The 16540-nt window shown below is 51.0% G+C and carries 15 protein-coding genes and 1 rRNA gene; 6 read left to right on the forward strand and 10 right to left on the reverse strand.

Going from position 1 to position 16540, the window contains the following annotated elements; genetic code table 11:
- Positions 1-206: 206 nt before the first annotated feature.
- From A5320_RS07245 to A5320_RS07260, 4 genes are all read right to left on the reverse strand, one after another.
- Positions 207-1142, reverse strand: coding sequence for a response regulator transcription factor (locus tag A5320_RS07245; protein WP_068062795.1), 936 nt, complete (start codon positions 1140-1142; stop codon positions 207-209).
- Between the two features lie 129 nt (positions 1143-1271).
- Entirely contained in the window at positions 1272-2696 is a 1425-nt protein-coding gene (locus A5320_RS07250; RefSeq protein ID WP_068062799.1) for a PepSY-associated TM helix domain-containing protein, read from the reverse strand.
- A complete protein-coding gene (locus tag A5320_RS07255; protein WP_068062801.1) occupies positions 2693-3010 on the reverse strand; it encodes a hypothetical protein in 318 nt (105 codons plus the stop codon). The genes A5320_RS07250 and A5320_RS07255 overlap by 4 nt, the downstream gene beginning before the upstream one ends.
- The gene (locus A5320_RS07260; protein WP_082971588.1) at positions 3007-4488 is read right to left on the reverse strand and encodes an FG-GAP repeat domain-containing protein; all 1482 of its coding nucleotides are present in this window, start codon (positions 4486-4488) and stop codon (positions 3007-3009) included. The genes A5320_RS07255 and A5320_RS07260 overlap by 4 nt, the downstream gene beginning before the upstream one ends.
- 303 nt (positions 4489-4791) lie before the next feature.
- Between A5320_RS07260 and ylqF the strand changes: the two genes are divergently transcribed.
- The 3 genes from ylqF to A5320_RS07275 all read left to right on the forward strand — a co-directional run bounded on the left by ylqF (position 4792) and on the right by A5320_RS07275 (position 8456).
- The gene (ylqF, locus tag A5320_RS07265; RefSeq protein WP_068062804.1) at positions 4792-5727 is read left to right on the forward strand and encodes a ribosome biogenesis GTPase YlqF; all 936 of its coding nucleotides are present in this window, start codon (positions 4792-4794) and stop codon (positions 5725-5727) included.
- Between the two features lie 60 nt (positions 5728-5787).
- A complete protein-coding gene (locus A5320_RS07270; RefSeq protein WP_068063105.1) occupies positions 5788-7455 on the forward strand; it encodes an amidohydrolase in 1668 nt (555 codons plus the stop codon).
- A gap of 248 nt (positions 7456-7703) precedes the next feature.
- Positions 7704-8456 carry a TrmH family RNA methyltransferase gene (locus tag A5320_RS07275; protein WP_068062806.1) on the forward strand — a complete coding sequence of 251 codons (753 nt, stop codon included), beginning with the start codon at positions 7704-7706 and terminating at the stop codon, positions 8454-8456.
- Between the two features lie 104 nt (positions 8457-8560).
- Here the strand turns inward: A5320_RS07275 and A5320_RS07280 are convergent, their stop codons facing one another.
- Positions 8561-8800 carry a hypothetical protein gene (locus A5320_RS07280; protein ID WP_068062808.1) on the reverse strand — a complete coding sequence of 80 codons (240 nt, stop codon included), beginning with the start codon at positions 8798-8800 and terminating at the stop codon, positions 8561-8563.
- Positions 8801-9060: 260 nt separating this feature from the next.
- Here A5320_RS07280 and cysM point away from each other — a divergent pair, with 260 nt between their 5' ends.
- On the forward strand, positions 9061-10002 hold the full coding sequence (cysM, locus tag A5320_RS07285; RefSeq protein ID WP_068062810.1) for a cysteine synthase CysM: 942 nt from the start codon (positions 9061-9063) through the stop codon (positions 10000-10002).
- 8 nt (positions 10003-10010) lie between these two features.
- Complete coding sequence (locus tag A5320_RS07290) at positions 10011-10913, forward strand: DMT family transporter (protein WP_231916667.1); 903 nt, start codon at positions 10011-10013, stop codon at positions 10911-10913.
- 7 nt (positions 10914-10920) lie between these two features.
- On the opposite strand, the gene A5320_RS07295 is transcribed toward A5320_RS07290, so the two are convergent.
- Both A5320_RS07295 and A5320_RS07300 read right to left on the reverse strand, forming a co-directional pair.
- Positions 10921-12195, reverse strand: coding sequence for a lipase family protein (locus A5320_RS07295; protein ID WP_082971619.1), 1275 nt, complete (start codon positions 12193-12195; stop codon positions 10921-10923).
- Positions 12196-12397: 202 nt separating this feature from the next.
- Positions 12398-14410 carry a PhoX family protein gene (locus A5320_RS07300; protein WP_068062813.1) on the reverse strand — a complete coding sequence of 671 codons (2013 nt, stop codon included), beginning with the start codon at positions 14408-14410 and terminating at the stop codon, positions 12398-12400.
- A 243-nt stretch (positions 14411-14653) separates the two neighbouring features.
- On the opposite strand from A5320_RS07300, the gene A5320_RS07305 reads away from it, so the two are divergent.
- Positions 14654-15130 carry a GNAT family N-acetyltransferase gene (locus A5320_RS07305; RefSeq protein WP_231916668.1) on the forward strand — a complete coding sequence of 159 codons (477 nt, stop codon included), beginning with the start codon at positions 14654-14656 and terminating at the stop codon, positions 15128-15130.
- Between the two features lie 70 nt (positions 15131-15200).
- On the opposite strand, the gene A5320_RS07310 is transcribed toward A5320_RS07305, so the two are convergent.
- The 3 genes from A5320_RS07310 to rrf all read right to left on the reverse strand — a co-directional run bounded on the left by A5320_RS07310 (position 15201) and on the right by rrf (position 16536).
- Positions 15201-15902 carry a 2OG-Fe(II) oxygenase gene (locus tag A5320_RS07310; protein ID WP_068062816.1) on the reverse strand — a complete coding sequence of 234 codons (702 nt, stop codon included), beginning with the start codon at positions 15900-15902 and terminating at the stop codon, positions 15201-15203.
- Positions 15903-16002: 100 nt separating this feature from the next.
- Positions 16003-16311 carry a hypothetical protein gene (locus A5320_RS07315; protein WP_157605691.1) on the reverse strand — a complete coding sequence of 103 codons (309 nt, stop codon included), beginning with the start codon at positions 16309-16311 and terminating at the stop codon, positions 16003-16005.
- A gap of 110 nt (positions 16312-16421) precedes the next feature.
- Positions 16422-16536: ribosomal RNA gene (gene rrf, locus A5320_RS07320) — 5S ribosomal RNA — on the reverse strand.
- Between the last annotated feature and the right edge of the window lie 4 nt (positions 16537-16540).

Raw genomic sequence — 16540 nt, forward strand, 5'->3', positions numbered from 1 at the left:
TAAAACGCAGCAAAAACCACAGTCACTTGGACTATACAAGCAGTGGCGGCAAGCAGATATATCCAGTTGGGGGTAACAGGGGCGGTGTGGGGTTGGGCAAATTCTGTACAGCTATTCCTTTAGCAGTAGTACGCACCTTCATGGTGCGGATCACGACCTACAAGGGCGGCCGACAACGGTGGCCGCAATGCAGGAAACTCAGCTGCTTAGCGTTTAGGTGCAGTCGCAAATACCGGGCTTCGCTGGGATTGTTGATAAAACTGCAGTGGATCACTGGTTTCATCCGGCTCAGCAAATGGGATGCAATTGATAAATAACGAAAACAACTCGGCTTGCGAGCCGATGTCCAGCTTACGGTAGATGTTTTTGCGGTGGATTTTCACCGTGCCATCGGAGGTATTCAGTTTTTCAGCGGTTAGCGCCGACGAATAACCACGTAGTAAATAAAGCAGCACATCGCGCTCGCGTTTGGTCAGCAAGGAACTGGCAAAATTATTCAGCGTACATTGCACTTGTAGATGGGTTTTATCTTCGGCTTTGTGTTGTAAATGATGGGTTTGCACTGTGCCAGGCAATTGCGCCGCCAGCTGATAATGCCGCGTCAGCGCCGACCATAACATCGGTAGCACCAGTCGCAGCGCCTGCAGATCAGCAGCGGTAAAATCGTTGCTATTGATATTACGCTGCATAAAAAACACTAGCGCGGTGTCTTCATCAATCCGCCACAGCACGTCGATGGAGTCAGCAACGCCGGTTTTGGAATAAAAGGTCTGATAATACTGGCTGGAGTAAAAATCATCCGGCGCGATATCGCGCAACCAATAAGCGTCACTGTCGCAACCTTGCAAAAACAGCCGGTATTGTGGGTCTAACGCATAAGGGCCGGTGGAATAAATATCGGCATCCACCTGGCGCTGCACCGGATGAAACCGATGTAATAAACTCAGTGGCTTTTGCTGGCGATAATATACCAGCACACCGCAGGAATCGGTCGGGCAAACGATATCCAGCACATCCATTACCGCAGCGATGCAGGCATCCTGACCTATCGTCTGATACAACTGACTAAGCGCATCCGCCAGCATGCTGTCGAGTAACACGCCGGAGGTCGGACGATAATGTTTGGTTAAAGTCGGCTGCATCTGTGGTCGGTTGAACCTCTGTGTTCCCAGGTAGATTTGTCGACTGCGCTGGCAAGTCAGCACATGACGACATACTTTAGGAAAATTACATATTTCAGGCACAGATACAAGCCGGACTTTGGTCAGCACTCAATTTGCTGCGATAGCCAGTCGACGCCAGCTGGTGACGCTCGCCAAAAAAGCAGTAACTAAGATCAAACCCAGTAGCTGCTGGCTAAGCGAGTATCCCACCAACCAACCCGGCGGTAGCAGTTGGAACAGAATTAATCCGCTACTGCCCAGCACCAGTGCAAGACTGGTCAGTGCGGTGATGGGTAACATGATCTGGCGCCAGAATGCTGCGCTCTGACGCTGCAACCAGCTGCGCAGGCCCAGCCAGATCATCCAGCAACACAACATGCCGGACATAAATAAGCTAAAGCGTAACCAGGATGCGGCATAAAGCGATTGATGCAATCCGTACCAGACACTGCGGATTTGGGCGATTGGTGACAGGCTGGCCGCAACGGGCGCGGCTTCTGCTGATGGATATTCTTGATGTTGTTGCCAGCCTGAAGCGTCAAACCGAAACAGCACATTCGGTAACTGGTTACTGACCTGCGCCGCCGCACTGCCGCTCAGCAGCACGGTGCTTTGGGCTGTTCCGGGCAAAGTCAGACTGATTTTACCCACCGGCATTGCCAGCTGTTGTTCAGCGGTTGCGACCAAAGCCGCCAGATCCGGCAATGGTGCCGGATCGTCTTGCCGCGGCCCGGCAAAAGGCTGCGTTTGCGGGAACAATTCGGCGTAAAACTGATAAGGATTATCCGGATACAGCTGGCGCTGCGGCGCACTGTTATCGCTGAACATCTGCGTCAGCCAGCCGCTGCTGGCAAACAGCAGTGCAAACGGCAAGGTTAGAACCGCCAGCTGATTGTGCCTTAAGGTACGGGCTGTTTCCGGGTTAGACGGCGAAGGTTTAATCTGCCACAAAGTCCGCCAGCGACCGCGCAAACTCAGTAATCCGGCGATGGAGAGCAACAACCACAGCAGCGCTAAGTAGGCAACCAGACTACGGCTGACTGGGCCAAACAGCTGCAGTAGGTTGTAATGCAGCTGGAAAAACAACCCACCGAGTTGATGGTCGGTGGCGCCAAATTTGATTGGTAATGCTTCGGTGATTGGCGCACCGGTTTTGGCATCGAGCAGTTGTTGATACAGCTGCGAAGCACCTTGGCCGGTCGCTCCCTGCCCGACCACAGCAGGTTGCAACCAATGCAACGTCAGATAAGGTTTACGCTGTTGTGGTAACTCGATATACCACTGAGTCGCCTTTGGCGCCTGCTGCGCTAAAAATGTTTGCGCCAGAGCTGCAATGGATGCAAACCGTACTTGTTGGCGTGAAGTGTCGGTTACCGTCTGAGTTGCAGCAGCCAATTTAAACAACTGAAGAATATCCAGCTCTGCCCGGTAAAAACTCAAACTACCGGTGAAGATAATCAGCAGCAATAACCAGCCAACCAACAAACCCAGCAGCAAATGCAGCTGTTTTAACCGCTGCACAAAACCGTTCATACCAGGCTTCCATCAATAAGCGGTACCAGGCCGCACAGCAGTACAATCGCCAGCACAGAGCGCAACCGTTTTGGCCATAACCCCAGCAACACCAGACATAAACAGCACAGTGGTCCTGCAAAACTGGCGATAATCACCGCATCAGGGCGGCTGAAAGTAGAGGACAAAACTTGCGCCAATAACGCCGACAATGGCGCCAGCAGCAACCATCCAGCGCCGAGCAATAGGACAATTCGCAGCTGTAATAAACGACGTGGCATCGACAGCCATGCCAGCAAAGGCTGCAAAAAAACCGGCAGCACACTCAAGGTCATTGTTGGATCAGCAGCTGCAGTTGGTTCGTCAGTTCAGGCGTCACTTCCTGACTGGTAAAAGGCAACACCAAATCTTCTTTGCCATCGTCATTTAAATCCACCACCAAGGCATCCATACCGCGTTTGGGCATCGGCTGTTGTTGTTTGGTGCTCTTGTCGCTAAACAATTTGGCAGCAACAGGCGCAAAAGTTCGCAGCGTATCTTCACCGTCACCGACCACCAGACTGGCCACGCCTGCGGCGTTTTTCAGCACTGTCGCCAGTGGCATATTGACCTGACCACTGCCGATACTGATCTCCACCGTCACATCCTGGCTATACACCGGCTGACTGCCAAAACTACCGTCGGCCTGTTGTTTATAAAACTGCAGTTCGACGTTGGCGGTGCCTGCCACCAAAGCGCGGATAATTGAACGCACGCCAATATGCGCCGCTGGCGTATAAAAATCGACGCGATTATCGTTATCTAAATCAACAAATTTGACATCAAACTGCACGCCGGAGGTGCTGATGGTCTGATTTGGTTTTGGCTGGAAGCTAACGCCTGCCGTGCCTTTTTGGCCGTAGTGAATGTGGTAACTGTAGTTTTGCTCCATCGCATCGACATACTGCTGCTGTTGCACCACTAAATCGACGATAGTGTCACCGTTAATATCCGCCAGCCGCTGCAATCTGGTAATAACCAGACCTTTAAAGCTGCGACCATCACCACCGCGCAGTTGGGCCTGATTGTCCGGCGTCAGGCCAACGCCCAATGTCAGCGCTGTCGGCGTAGTTGGAAAACTGCCATCGGCCTGCTGCAAAAACACCTGCAAGCTGTCATCTTTGGCAAAAGCGATATCGGTGCGACCGTCCAGGTTTAAATCAACCAGCCAGGGCTTGCGGGCAATATAAGTTGGATCTTCGTCAAACGCCTGCATCTGGCTGTCGATGGTCAGTTCAAAATGGCGAAATTTACCATCGGCTTGCTGCAACCACAGTTGATACCCATTAAAGTCCGGTAGCAAAAAATCACTCAGTTGGTCGTTATTCAGATCATGACTAAATTCGAGATGGCGCAATCTTTTAGTATCAACCACCCGGTACAAAGAGCTGCTGGTCAGCAACTTACGCCAACGTTTTTCCGCATGCTGATAATGCGCCACACCCTCTGTGGTTAAACTCACCAGCTGACCACCGCTCTGCCCGGCAATGGTGGCTTGATCAAAAAACTGCGCCGTGGTCGGGATGGCGATTTGACTGGCTTGCCGCGAATTCAATTCGACCTGACTGAGCCAGCGATGTTCGGTGTTATGACCTGATACCAACAACAGCGGGTTGTCTTTGAGTTTCAACAGATGACCGTTGGCCGGATGATCCAGCTGCACTTGCTGGGTCTGAAAACTGGTGGCAAAACAGCTGGTACTGAGCAGTGTCAGGCACAAGGCTGTTCCAGACAACATACCTGGAAAAATCGATTTGGCAGATACTAAAGTCATGCGGAACAAACTCCTTGTGATGATGCGCGCAGGTTAAGTCCAGCAGATGATACGCTGGTTTCGCAGGCTCAGACTGTCAAAAATGTAACAAATTCAACAGTTCGGTTAGATCCCCGCCAAGAATTTACCAAAATCCATCGCTGGCAGCATCCTTTGTCACACCCAGCCACTCAAAAATCAGGCCGCAGCAGCCTGTGACTTGCTAAAAAAACCGGCCGCGAGCAGCCAATCAAGGTAAACTAGCAGCATTCTGTTTGGTATTTTTGCCAGAACCCGTCGGGTCTGGTTTCACAAGGGTTTGTTATGTCTATTAACTGGTTTCCAGGACACATGCACAAGGCGCGCAAAGAAATCGCCGAAGTGATGCCGCAGGTCGATGTCATTATTGAAATGATTGACGCCCGCATTCCATTTTCCAGCGAAAACCCTTTGGTGCCGGAACTGCGTGGTGATACGCCTTGTATCAAGGTGCTGAATAAAGCCGATTTGGCCGATCCGGCAGTAACCAAGTTGTGGCAAGAACATTTTGAGCGGCAATCCGGCGTCAAAGCCATTCCGATTAGCCAACAAGATCCGGGGCAAATCCGCGCTTTATTAGATTTGTGCACCGCATTACTGCCGGATCGTAACTTTGAAGTGCGTGGCGCCCGTGCGATGATTATGGGGATCCCCAACGTTGGTAAATCGACGCTGATCAATACTTTAACCGGGCGGATTATCGCCAAAACCGGCAACGAAGCCGGTGTCACCAAAGCGCAGCAGCGGATCAAACTCGATAACAACGTCATCCTGACCGACACGCCGGGCTTTTTATGGCCCAAACTGAGTCCCGCCAGCTGCGGTTACCGGTTAGCGGTCACCGGCGGCATTAAAGACACCGCCTTCGATTACGCCGATATCGCCATGTTTGCCGCCGATTATTTACTGAAAGCCTATCCACAACAGGTGATGGCGCGGTATCAATTGAGCGAACAACCGGAAAACGATCTGGCATTGTTAGACGCGATTGGCCAGCGCCGTGGTTGTATGGTGAAAGGTGGTATCGTCGATTTAACCAAGGCAGGTACAATTTTGATTACAGAATTGCGCGCTGGTTTATTCGGCCCGGTCAGCCTGGAAACGCCGGATATGGTGACACAAGAATTAGCCGATGCTAAGTTAGAGCAAGCCCGCATCGAAAAAGAAAAAGCGGAGCGCGAAAAAGAACGGGCGCGTAAGGCGAAAAAGAAATACCGATAAGGTTGGAAAACTCCAACTCCCGGCGCCCGCCATCCAGCCAGGAATATGGAGTTTTTGTTTATGTTGTTGTCCCGCGTATATTCGGCGGTGTTGCTGACCTTCGTCACTGCAACACCTGCCCTCGCCGCCCCAGTGATTGTCGATAATATTCAAGGTTACGGTTTTGATGACAAACGCACCTTAGTACCGTTTCAAAGCCTGGTGTTTGATGACGCCACCGGCAAAGTGCTGGCTCGAGGTGATGCCACCCTTGCCAAAAACTACCCCACAGCAACTAAGATTGATGGTCAGGGCAAAACCCTGTTACCAGGCCTGATCGATGGCCATGGTCATGTGCTGGGACTTGGCCAAAACTTAGCCCAGGTCGACCTTCGTACCAGCAGCAGTGAAGCACAAGCGGTCGCCAAAGTAGCGGCTTTTGCCAAAACCCAGCCTCAGGCGCAGTGGATTTTAGGCCGCGGCTGGAATCAGGTGTTATGGCCAACCCAACAATTTCCCAGCACCACCTTACTTGATGAAGAAATCAACGATAAGCCAGTCTGGCTGAGCCGCGTCGACGGTCATGCCGGTTGGGCCAATAGCAAAGCGCTGCAACTGGCCGGCATTACTAAAGACAGCATCGACCCACCCGGTGGGCAAATTCTGCGGGATGACAAAGGCAATCCGACCGGCGTGTTGATTGATAACGCCATGGTTTTACTGGAAAAGAAAATCCCCCAACAAAACGAAGCGGAACGCCAGGCGGCATTGGCTGCGGCATTTCAACATCTGCTGGCGCTTGGTATTACCAGTACTCATGACGCTGGGATTGATGCGGCGAATCTGGCTTCTTATCAGACGTTACAACAACAAAAAAAAATTCCAATGCGCATTTACGCCATGCTCAACGCCACCGATCCGCATTTCCGGGATTGGCTTAAAACCGGCCCTATTGATGATGCTGCCGACGTCCTGGATGTTCGGTCAGTTAAAATTGTCGGTGATGGCGCACTCGGCAGCCGTGGTGCCGCTTTACTGGCTGATTACAGTGACAAAGCCAAAGAACGGGGTTTGCTGGTCACCCAGCCTGATGCTTTAACGCACCTGATGAAAATGACCATTGATGCTGGTTTTCAGGCCAACGTCCACGCCATCGGTGATCACGCTAACAGGATGGTGCTGGACCGGTTCATGCTGTTGGCGAACGACAAAGATCGCCAGGCCAGTCGCCATCGGGTGGAGCATGCGCAAATTGTTGCACCGGTGGATATTCCGCGTTTTGCCAAATTGCATGTTCTGCCTTCGATGCAGCCAACACATGCCACGTCCGATAAAAATATGGCCGGTGACCGCTTGGGTGTTGCCCGTTTGCGTGGCGCTTATGCCTGGCGGAGTTTTGTAGATCAGGGAAGTATTATTGTTGGTGGATCTGATTATCCGGTCGAACTCGCTAATCCGTTCTATGGTCTGCACGCTGCGGTGACCCGTCAGGATCAGCAGAACCAGCCGGCTGGCGGCTGGTTGCCCGAGCAAAAACTAACGGTGACTGAAGCCTTGCGCTCTTTTACCACTGATGCGGCCTATGGTGCTTATCAGGAAAAAACCATGGGTAGTTTGCAACCCGGCATGTGGGCGGATTTTATTCTGATCGACCGTGACTTAACCCAAGTGCCGCCAGAGCAAATCTGGCAAACGCAGGTGCTGCACACTTATGTCGGTGGCAAACAAGTGTATAGCCATCATCCTTAAAGCTGCAGGATCGTTGCCTTCGTTTGATCGCTGGAGCGCCAGCCGCCCATCGCATAGTTAACTATGCTCATGGGGCCTCTCGCACTTGTCGCCTTCCTGCATCTTCAATGATTTTGGCTATACATGTTGTTCAAAAAGATGCAGCAGTGAAAATCTGCTGCGATTTGTAAAAGCACCAGCTACACTGCCAGATATTCAGATCACGGACGCGCACAGCGTCCGTGTTTTTTCCAGCTGCAGGACAACCGATGATTAGTCAAAAATGGGCCAAGCTCATTAAATCCCTTCATTTAAAAAAATTCCGTAAAGCCGAACAGCTGTTTTTTGTCGAAGGCGAAAAAGCAGTGCTCGAAGTGCTGGCCTCTGGCTGGCCAGTCAAAGCCTTGTTTGGAACTGCTGATTTTCTCGACCGTCACCCAGACGCTGCGATCGCCGCTGAACTGGCGCATCCATGCACCGCCAGCGAACTCGAACAAGTCGGCACCTTTACCAGCAATAACGCAGCCATTGCGGTAGTGGAATTACCGCATTACGCGCCTTTTGCCGAACAAGACGGTGACTGGGTGTTGGTGCTGGATCAGATCAACGATCCGGGCAATCTCGGCACTATCATCCGGATTGCCGACTGGTATGGCATTGGTCATATTTTATGTTCCACCGATACCGTTGATGCCTTTAACCCTAAAGTGATCGCCAGCGCCAAAGGCTCGTTTTTACGGGTGAAACTGCATTATCAACCGCTTCCAGACATCCTCAGCAAAGTCCGCCAGCCAGTGTTTGGCGCTTATCTTGGCGGGGAATCGGTGCACCAACTGCAGCTCAGCAGTAGCGGCGGTTTTATCGTGCTCGGCAATGAAGCCAATGGCATCAGCAGCGAACTTGAACCTATGATTAGCCGTCGCATCACCATTCCAGCGGTCGGCGACGCTGAATCGTTAAACGTTGGCATCGCCTGCGCGGTGATTGTCGATAATATGCGCCGGTTGTCTCAAACAGTGTGATAGTGGCGTGCCAGCTCAAGTAGATCATGGTCAAAGCTAAGGCTCGGAACGGCGAACAGCAACCTACTGTCGCCGACTTTTTTGTCATTAATGGCGATAATGATTCAAAGCTGATCTAGTTTTTTCAGATAAAACCACAACATTCCAGCCAGACCGGCCAGAAATACCACCGCCACTGCGGTCAGTTTAAATGACAAGGCTCCGGTAGGGGCGGCTCCCAGCGAGGTTAACAGAGCTCCAGCCGCCGCACCTGCCAATAAAGTCGCAAACGGGATCAAACCAAAAGCAATTTTCAACTCTTGTTTTAAACGGTTTTTTCCCCGTGTTTGTAACAATGTACTCAATTTTTAATTCCAAATTAAAGAAATAGTGCACACTATTTTGCGCGAACAGTCACCGACTGGCAATCAATCTACAACATGGACATTTTCCATCAGCACGTTTGCATCATATGGACTGTCATCATCGGTTGTTGAGCTCGTCAGAAAAGCCGGCAGATTTTAATAGCTATCGGACATCGATGTACGCGGCTCATAGCAAATTTTTGTCGTGCCACCCGACTTCCGGTACACTTAACACTTATCTATCCAGCACCGAGTCGCCGATGTCTGAAGCCGCTGTTCCGCCAAGTGATCTGCCCGAATTCCCAACCATCGAAGCTTTTGTCGGTAACACGCCTTTGGTGAAATTGCAGCGGCTGGCCGCACATACCCAAAGCACTGTGCTGTTAAAACTCGAAGGCAACAATCCGGCGGGATCGGTGAAAGACCGGCCAGCGCTGAATATGATTGTGCAGGCGGAACTTCGTGGCCAAATCAAACCGGGCGACACTATCATCGAAGCGACCAGCGGCAACACTGGAATAGCGCTGGCGATGGCGGCGGCGATTAAAGGTTACCGGATGATTTTGATTATGCCGGACAACGCCACCAGTGAGCGCAAAGCCTCGATGCAGGCTTATGGCGCTGAATTAATTCTGGTTAGCAAAGCACAAGGTATGGAAGGTGCGCGTGATTTGGCGCTGCAGATGCAGGCCGAAGGCCAGGGCATTGTGCTTGATCAATTTAATAACCCCGATAACCCAGCGGCGCATCTGGTCAGCACCGGGCCAGAAATCTGGCAACAAAGCCGCGGACTTATCACGCATTTCGTCTCCAGCATGGGCACGACCGGCACCATTATGGGTGTGTCGACTTTTTTAAAAGCGCAAAATCCGGCGATTCAGATCATTGGTTTACAACCCTCTGAGGGCAGTTCTATCCCGGGGATCCGGCGTTGGCCTGAAGCCTATCTACCTGGTTTTTATCAAAAACAGCGGGTGGATCAGGTCATTGATGTCAGCGAAGCCGATGCGGTAGCCACCACCCGCCAGTTGGCGCGGGTCGAAGGCATTTGTGCTGGCGTGAGCTCCGGCGGCGCCGTATTTGCTGCGATCAAACTGGCGGAACAACATCCTGGCGCAGTGATAGTGGCAATAATCTGCGACCGCGGTGATCGTTATTTATCTTCTGGTTTATTTGATGAAGCGCCGGACCGCGCTGACTAAGGATAGCTGTGAGTTTTGCCCTGAGTTATGAATGGATGGCACTTGCCGCCGCTGTGTGCTGGGCAATTGGCAGTTTAATTTCCGCCCCGGCGTCGGCGCATCTTGGCGCTTTTGCTTTTACCCGCTGGCGGATGGCCTGCGCCAGCTTGTTGTTGTGGTCAGTCGCTATCTACGCTGGCAGCTGGCAAACGCTGCCCCCCGATAAACTGTGGCTGCTGGCGTTGTCCGGCATCATCGGCATTTTGATTGGCGACACCGCGCTCTTTGCCTCAATGAACCGCTTAGGGCCGCGTCGCGCTGGCGTGTTGTTTGCTACCCATGCCTTGTTTTCGGCGGTGCTGGCTTATTTGTTTTTGGGCGAAACGATTTGGGGCTGGACGCTGATCGGTTCCGGTTTGTTGATCAGCGGCGTGATGAGTGCCATTTTGTTTGGTAAACGCGCCGCTGAACAACATCATTGGGAAACCAGCAGCCATCAGCTGGGTATTGGCATTGGTCTTGGATTGTTGTCGGCTTTGTGTCAGGCGGTGTCAACGTTGATGCTAAAACCACTGATGGAAACCGATATCGACGCCATCGCCGCCTCGGCAGTGCGGATGACCACAGCGCTTTGTTGTCATTTAGTGTTGTTATGGTTGGGTTTTAAAGTAGCGCACAGTTATCTGCCGTTGACCAAAAAAGTGCTGGCGATGGTCGCTTTTAATGCGCTGCTCTCGATGGGCATTGGCATGACACTGATTTTACAGGCGTTAAAAGATGGTGATGCCGGTATTGTCGCCATGTTGTCGTCGGTCAGTCCGGTGGTGGTGTTGCCGCTGTTATGGCTGGTGTATCGCCGTCGCCCGGCGATTGGCGCCTGGTTAGGGGCCTTACTGACGGTGCTGGGCACTGTGTTAATTTTGCAGCATTAATTCTGCATCAATGCTGATCGGCCATAGCTGCAGGACTTTCTGCTACAGCATGCTCAGCAACCGGATTTTCATCAACTGAAAAAGAAGCTTCAGCCTGCTGCTCCAGTAATTGCATCTGCAGCGCTTGTTTCACCGCATCTGCCGGCAACTGATTGCGATACAAATCAATCATGCTCATCACTTCTGACAACGCCTTGCCATGGTCGGGCGTCAGAATACCATTGTGGCCGGAAATAATATCGTCAGAGACGGCCAGCACCCAGACCGCCTGCATATTGGCATCCGGACAACTTTGCACCGTGCGCCTTGCCTGCAACCGCGCACGAACTTTCCAGCCGGAGCGATCCAACGTCATCATACAGCCCGGTGTTTGATCATGTGCCAGCAAAGCAGCTGGCATTTTTAACGGGGTCTGGCAGTTGCCGCGCGGACATTTGTCAATGTCATGGGTAATGGCCCAGGAATTCCCTACTGCGCGTTCGCCTTCTTTTAGCCAGGTAAAAGCTTCTTTTAGTGCAAAATCACCTTTGGATTGCAGCACCACCATTGATGGCTTTTGCCGGTCGATACTGAGCAAGCTGTCCAGCGGCCGATATTCACGGGCATTCACCGCCGGATTCAGCAAAATAAACAAGTTTGGGTTGTCCTGCTGGCGTTCAATCGCGGTTTTGATCCGATCTTTACTGGCATGCAAGGCAATAGCACCACCGAGACTATGCCCTACCAGTACATAACGCTGCAATTTGCGTTGCTCTACCAGCACATCTAACTCATCCAGCAACTGACTCAGTCCTTTCTGACCAATACGTTTGGCAACCGTTTTGCGCTGGTAAATCGTTGGAAAATCTAAAGGTTCAACTTGGCTGTCGGCATCAGTGGAACCATCCAGGAACAGTGGATCGTATTTGTCACCACGCCAGCCGATATAGAGCCCGAGCAGATTACGTTGCGGGTCATTGGTGGCCATTTGCTGGTAAAAGTTCTGAAAAGCTACGAAGTTGTCATCATCGGGTTTGGCACTGTGGTGCCAGCCGTGGATAAAAATCACCAGCTCCGGCGCCGGGCCAACATAGGTTTGGGTAATTCGTTGATGCAGGCTCTGCCATTGTGCTGGTAAATGCGCTTCGCCATGATCATCAAATTCAATCACATGGAAATTTTGGGCGGCGGTGTCGGCAGTCGGCACGTGATACGGTAGATCAGGAATGTAGCTCAGTACCACCGATACCATGACCAGCGCCAGCAGAACTAATTTATAAAGGGCAAACTTTTTTAAACTCATGAATTTCAAAATCTGACATGAAAGCGGCGACACAACCGAGCTATTGGGAACCTGAGCATTTTCAGGCGCCGGCAATTTGCGCAAATTATACGCGGCTACGCCTGTTCCGACCAGCAATGATCTGGCTTTATATTTCAGGATGTCCTGAAATATAAATGCCGGCATTCAGCCGGCATTTAAAATCTAACGGTTAGGTCAGCAATTACGAACCAATCACACCACCGTCATTTTTCGTGACAATCACTGTCGCCGAACGTGGCCGACTGGTGCTGTCATTCGCTGGCCAGGTACTGGTTAACTTGGTGACTGTTGAACGATCGCCCGGATGCTGGATATTGACGAACATCGTTTTCATATCCGGCGTCCAGCTAATACCCGTCACTTCACAATCAATAGGCCCGACCAAAAACCGTTTTAATTTGCGGGTTTTAGCATCAGCGACCACCATTTGGTTGTTGCCGTAAGGTCCTGAGCCTTGTTGAGTGCCGCTCATATCGGTCTGGATCCACAACAAACCATTTTTATCAAACGCCAAACCATCTGGGCTTGCCAGGTGGTTGTCGGCGGTTAACTTTAAATCCGTGCCAGGCGTTGCTGTACCAACGTCACCGGCCAGCATAAAAATATCCCAGTCAAAGGCTGCGGCGGCAGAACGTTCACGCCAGCGGATAATGTGACCGGTAGCGTTGTTAGCTCTTGGGTTCGCGGCATCAAGCTGCGCTGCAGTACGGGCAGTATTATTGGTTAGCGTGAAATACACTTCGCCGCTTTGCGGGTGTACAGCGCCCCACTCCGGACGGTCCATTTTGGTAGCGCCAGCAACATCTGCGGCCAGACGGGTATTAATCAGCACATCGGCCTGACTGCTGAATTCAACATTGGCTGCCAGGGCTTTAGCACGGAAGGTTTCAGAGTTGTAATCCAGTGCCAACCATTCGCCGCTGCCATCGGCATTAAACTTCGCCACATACAAAGTACCGTCATTCAGTAAATGGCCGCCGGCCGTGGCTTTATAATATGGTGCTTTTGACACATATTTGTAAATGTATTCAAAGGTTGAATCATCACCGGAATAAAACACCACCGGCTGACCTTCGACCACGGGTGCAAATACCACACCTTCGTGACCAAAACGGCCTAAGGCGGTGCGTTTTTGTGGCACGCTGTCCGGATTAAAGGGGTCAATTTCGACAATCCAGCCAAAGGTGTTTGGCTCGTTGCGATAATCACGATCGGCATCGGTTGCAATGCTCGAAGCGTTAAAACGTTGGTACTGATCAGCACCAGAATCTGCAGTTTCCCAGCCGTAACGACTGGTTTTGGTCGCGACACCGTAACGTTTATGTTCACGTGGCTGCGCCGCATCAGTGTTGGCAAAATAACCGGCCCAGTTTTCTTCGGCCGTCAGGTAAGTGCCCCAAGGGGTGTAGCCATTGCCGCAGTTATTCAAGGTGCCACGGGTGCGGGTGCCGTCGGTGCTGTATTTAGTAACCATTTTGGCGTGACCGCGGGCTGGGCCGCTAATATCCATTGGTGTAGCGCCAGTGATCCGACGGTTTAACGGACTTCCCTGCACCAGTTGAAATTGACCGTTGGCATCTTTTTTAACATGCGCGACTGTTACACCATGCACTGCAATTTCTTTACGCACTTCGTCAGCTGGGCGGGGTAAGCCAGTCGGGCCATTCTGGTGCAAAGTAGCAGGTTCACAATACTCGTGGTTAAACACCAATAGACCTTCATTGCTGTTGTTACCTGTAGTACGGGCATCTAATGGAAAAAAGTGCATACCGTCATGATGCGCACCAACTTGTTGTTCCATCTCAGCGCCAGTATTAGTACCACCTTCACGATACGCTGGGTAATTGCCGGTTAATGGTGTACCCATCGGCAAAAAAGTGCGTGCGGTGTAGCCATCTGGCACTGTGATAGTATCAAGACGGTTGGTCGCGATAGCATTAAAGCCCATCAACACCGGCGCTGGTGGTGGCTGCACTGCCGCAGGTAAAGCCACAGGGGCAGGTGAACTGCTGCTGTTACAACCAATTAAACTGCCACCAAATACAGTCGCAACTGCAGTGCCCAAGGTGCCTTTTAAAAAACTACGACGCTGCATATTCGCAGCTAAAATGTCGGCAAATTCAGCATTTGCTGAAAAATTTGTTTGCGGGTCAATGCCGCTATTATCAATTTCAAAACCGGTGTTGTTCTGCATGCGAGCTCCAATAGGCTTGGTTTCATTTTAATTTTCCCGCCGGTATTACAAACGCTGCAGATGTCAGGTCAGTGATGAAACAATGACAAAATCAGGACAAGTAGCTGACATAATTAAGACAATCAGAACATAATATTTTTATAAAGCTGAGATCTGGAACTGTCAGTGGAGTGTTTCATGCTAGGTAACGCCAGCACCGCTCTGGTATAGTAGGGAAAACAACAAGATGGGATGGCAGACGCGATGATGGAATGGGACATAGTCCGGTTTAACGATCTGGACACTTATACTTTATATGCCTTGTTGCAGTTGCGGGTTGATGTGTTTGTGGTAGAGCAGAATTGCCCTTATCCGGAACTTGACGACAAAGATTTAAACCCGGAAACCCGACATATCATGCTGAAAAAGGCCGGTAAAATCTTAGCTTATGCCCGTATTCTGCCACCAGATGTTAGTTTTGCCGGTGCGCCAGGTGTCGGACGTGTTTGTGTCGCGCAAACCGCCCGCCGATTAGGGCTTGGTGAAGTGTTAGTTGCCAAAGCGATTGCCACCGCCAAAGAAGGTTGGCCGGGGCTTGATATCCATATCTCCGCGCAGTGTTATCTGCAACGCTTTTATGAAAGTATGGGGTTTGTCTCCGCTAGTGAGCCTTATCTGGAAGATGATATTCCGCATCTGAAAATGATTTTAACGGTGAACCATTTACCAGAGCAGAGTTGAACCAGCCTGCTTAGACGAAAATCCTGTGTTAGAGGACTTGCCGATCAGCTGGCTGATCGGCAACCGATGATTAAGCTGGAGCCTGATAAAGTTGTTCGGCGCGATTCAGCAAAATCCAGCTGGTTAAGATGTATTTATCGTTGGAAACCGGCACACAGCCGCGGTGGGTGTGAGTAAAGTAAGCGGGCGCTATCACCATCCGACCAGTTTTTGGCGAAATCGCTTTTTTCTGATAATAAAACTCAGTTTGTCCGCCCTCTACCACATCATTTAAGTAGAACATAAACAACAAGCTGCGATGTAACGGTTCGTTTAACGGCGCCTGCGGATACACTTCACAGTGCCAATAATTGTAATTGCCAAGTCCCGCCTGATATTTCTGCGCCTGAATAGGACCCATCCGGTATAACACCTTCATAAAATCTTCAGTTTTATCAGCGGCTATTTCCGGATAGTTCTCGTGGGTAAGTGCCACCAGCTGCCCGGTTTTCGGGTGCTGAACCGTCAGTGCCACAGGAGCGATCAGCGCGAAATGATATTTCTTAAAGTATTCAACGGCATAATGCGTAGTAGCAGCCCACACTTGTTGTAATAACGGTAAATATTCCGGATATTCGTTCAGATATAAATCTGTACTGATTTTTTTAGTGGTATCAACACCACCACCGGTGCGACCTGCAGTCAGATGTGGGCTGTGGTCAAACACATTGATCAGCTGAGCGCATAGATCAGCGCTCAGTGCATTGTCATACACTTCGATAAAATCGGACATGGTTAACCCTGGAATTGTAACTGGCTGTATGCTCAGCCGGTGTTTGTTGTGGCACAACAATACTGGATCAGGTCAGCAGATTGAAGCGAAAAAGTTAAATTTAGGAGTGGCGAGCTTCAACGAAGAGATTTTTTCTGCTTAAAATGCAAAAAGCCCGCTCAATGAGCGGGCTTGTTGACTTATTGGGAGCCTTGATGCCCTTCGCAGAGCTCAGGGCGTTCAGCCGGAGAGCAGCCAAATTGTTGGCTTCTCTAATTCCCGTCTTCACTGTACTACTCTCCAAGCAATCCACCGCCAGAATTCCATAAAGCAAAAAGGCCCAGTCGTTAGACTGGGCCTTTCTGGCTTTATTGGGAGCCTTCATGCCCTTCGCAGAGCTCGGGATTGTTCCGCCGGAAGAACGCAACATTGGTTGCGTTCTTAAATCCCGACGTCACTGTACTACTCTACGCGCACTAAACTGCCAGAATCTAAATACAAAAAACCCCGCTCACTGAGCGGGGTTCTTTTGTATTGGGAGCCTGGCGGTGTACTACTCTCGCATGGCATCTGCCACACTACCATCGTCGCAGCTGCGTTTCACTTCTGAGTTCGGAATGGATTCAGGTGGTTCCACAGCGCTATTGCCACCAGGCAAA

Source organism: Rheinheimera sp. SA_1 (genome assembly GCF_001669775.1).
GTDB lineage: Bacteria > Pseudomonadota > Gammaproteobacteria > Enterobacterales > Alteromonadaceae > Pararheinheimera.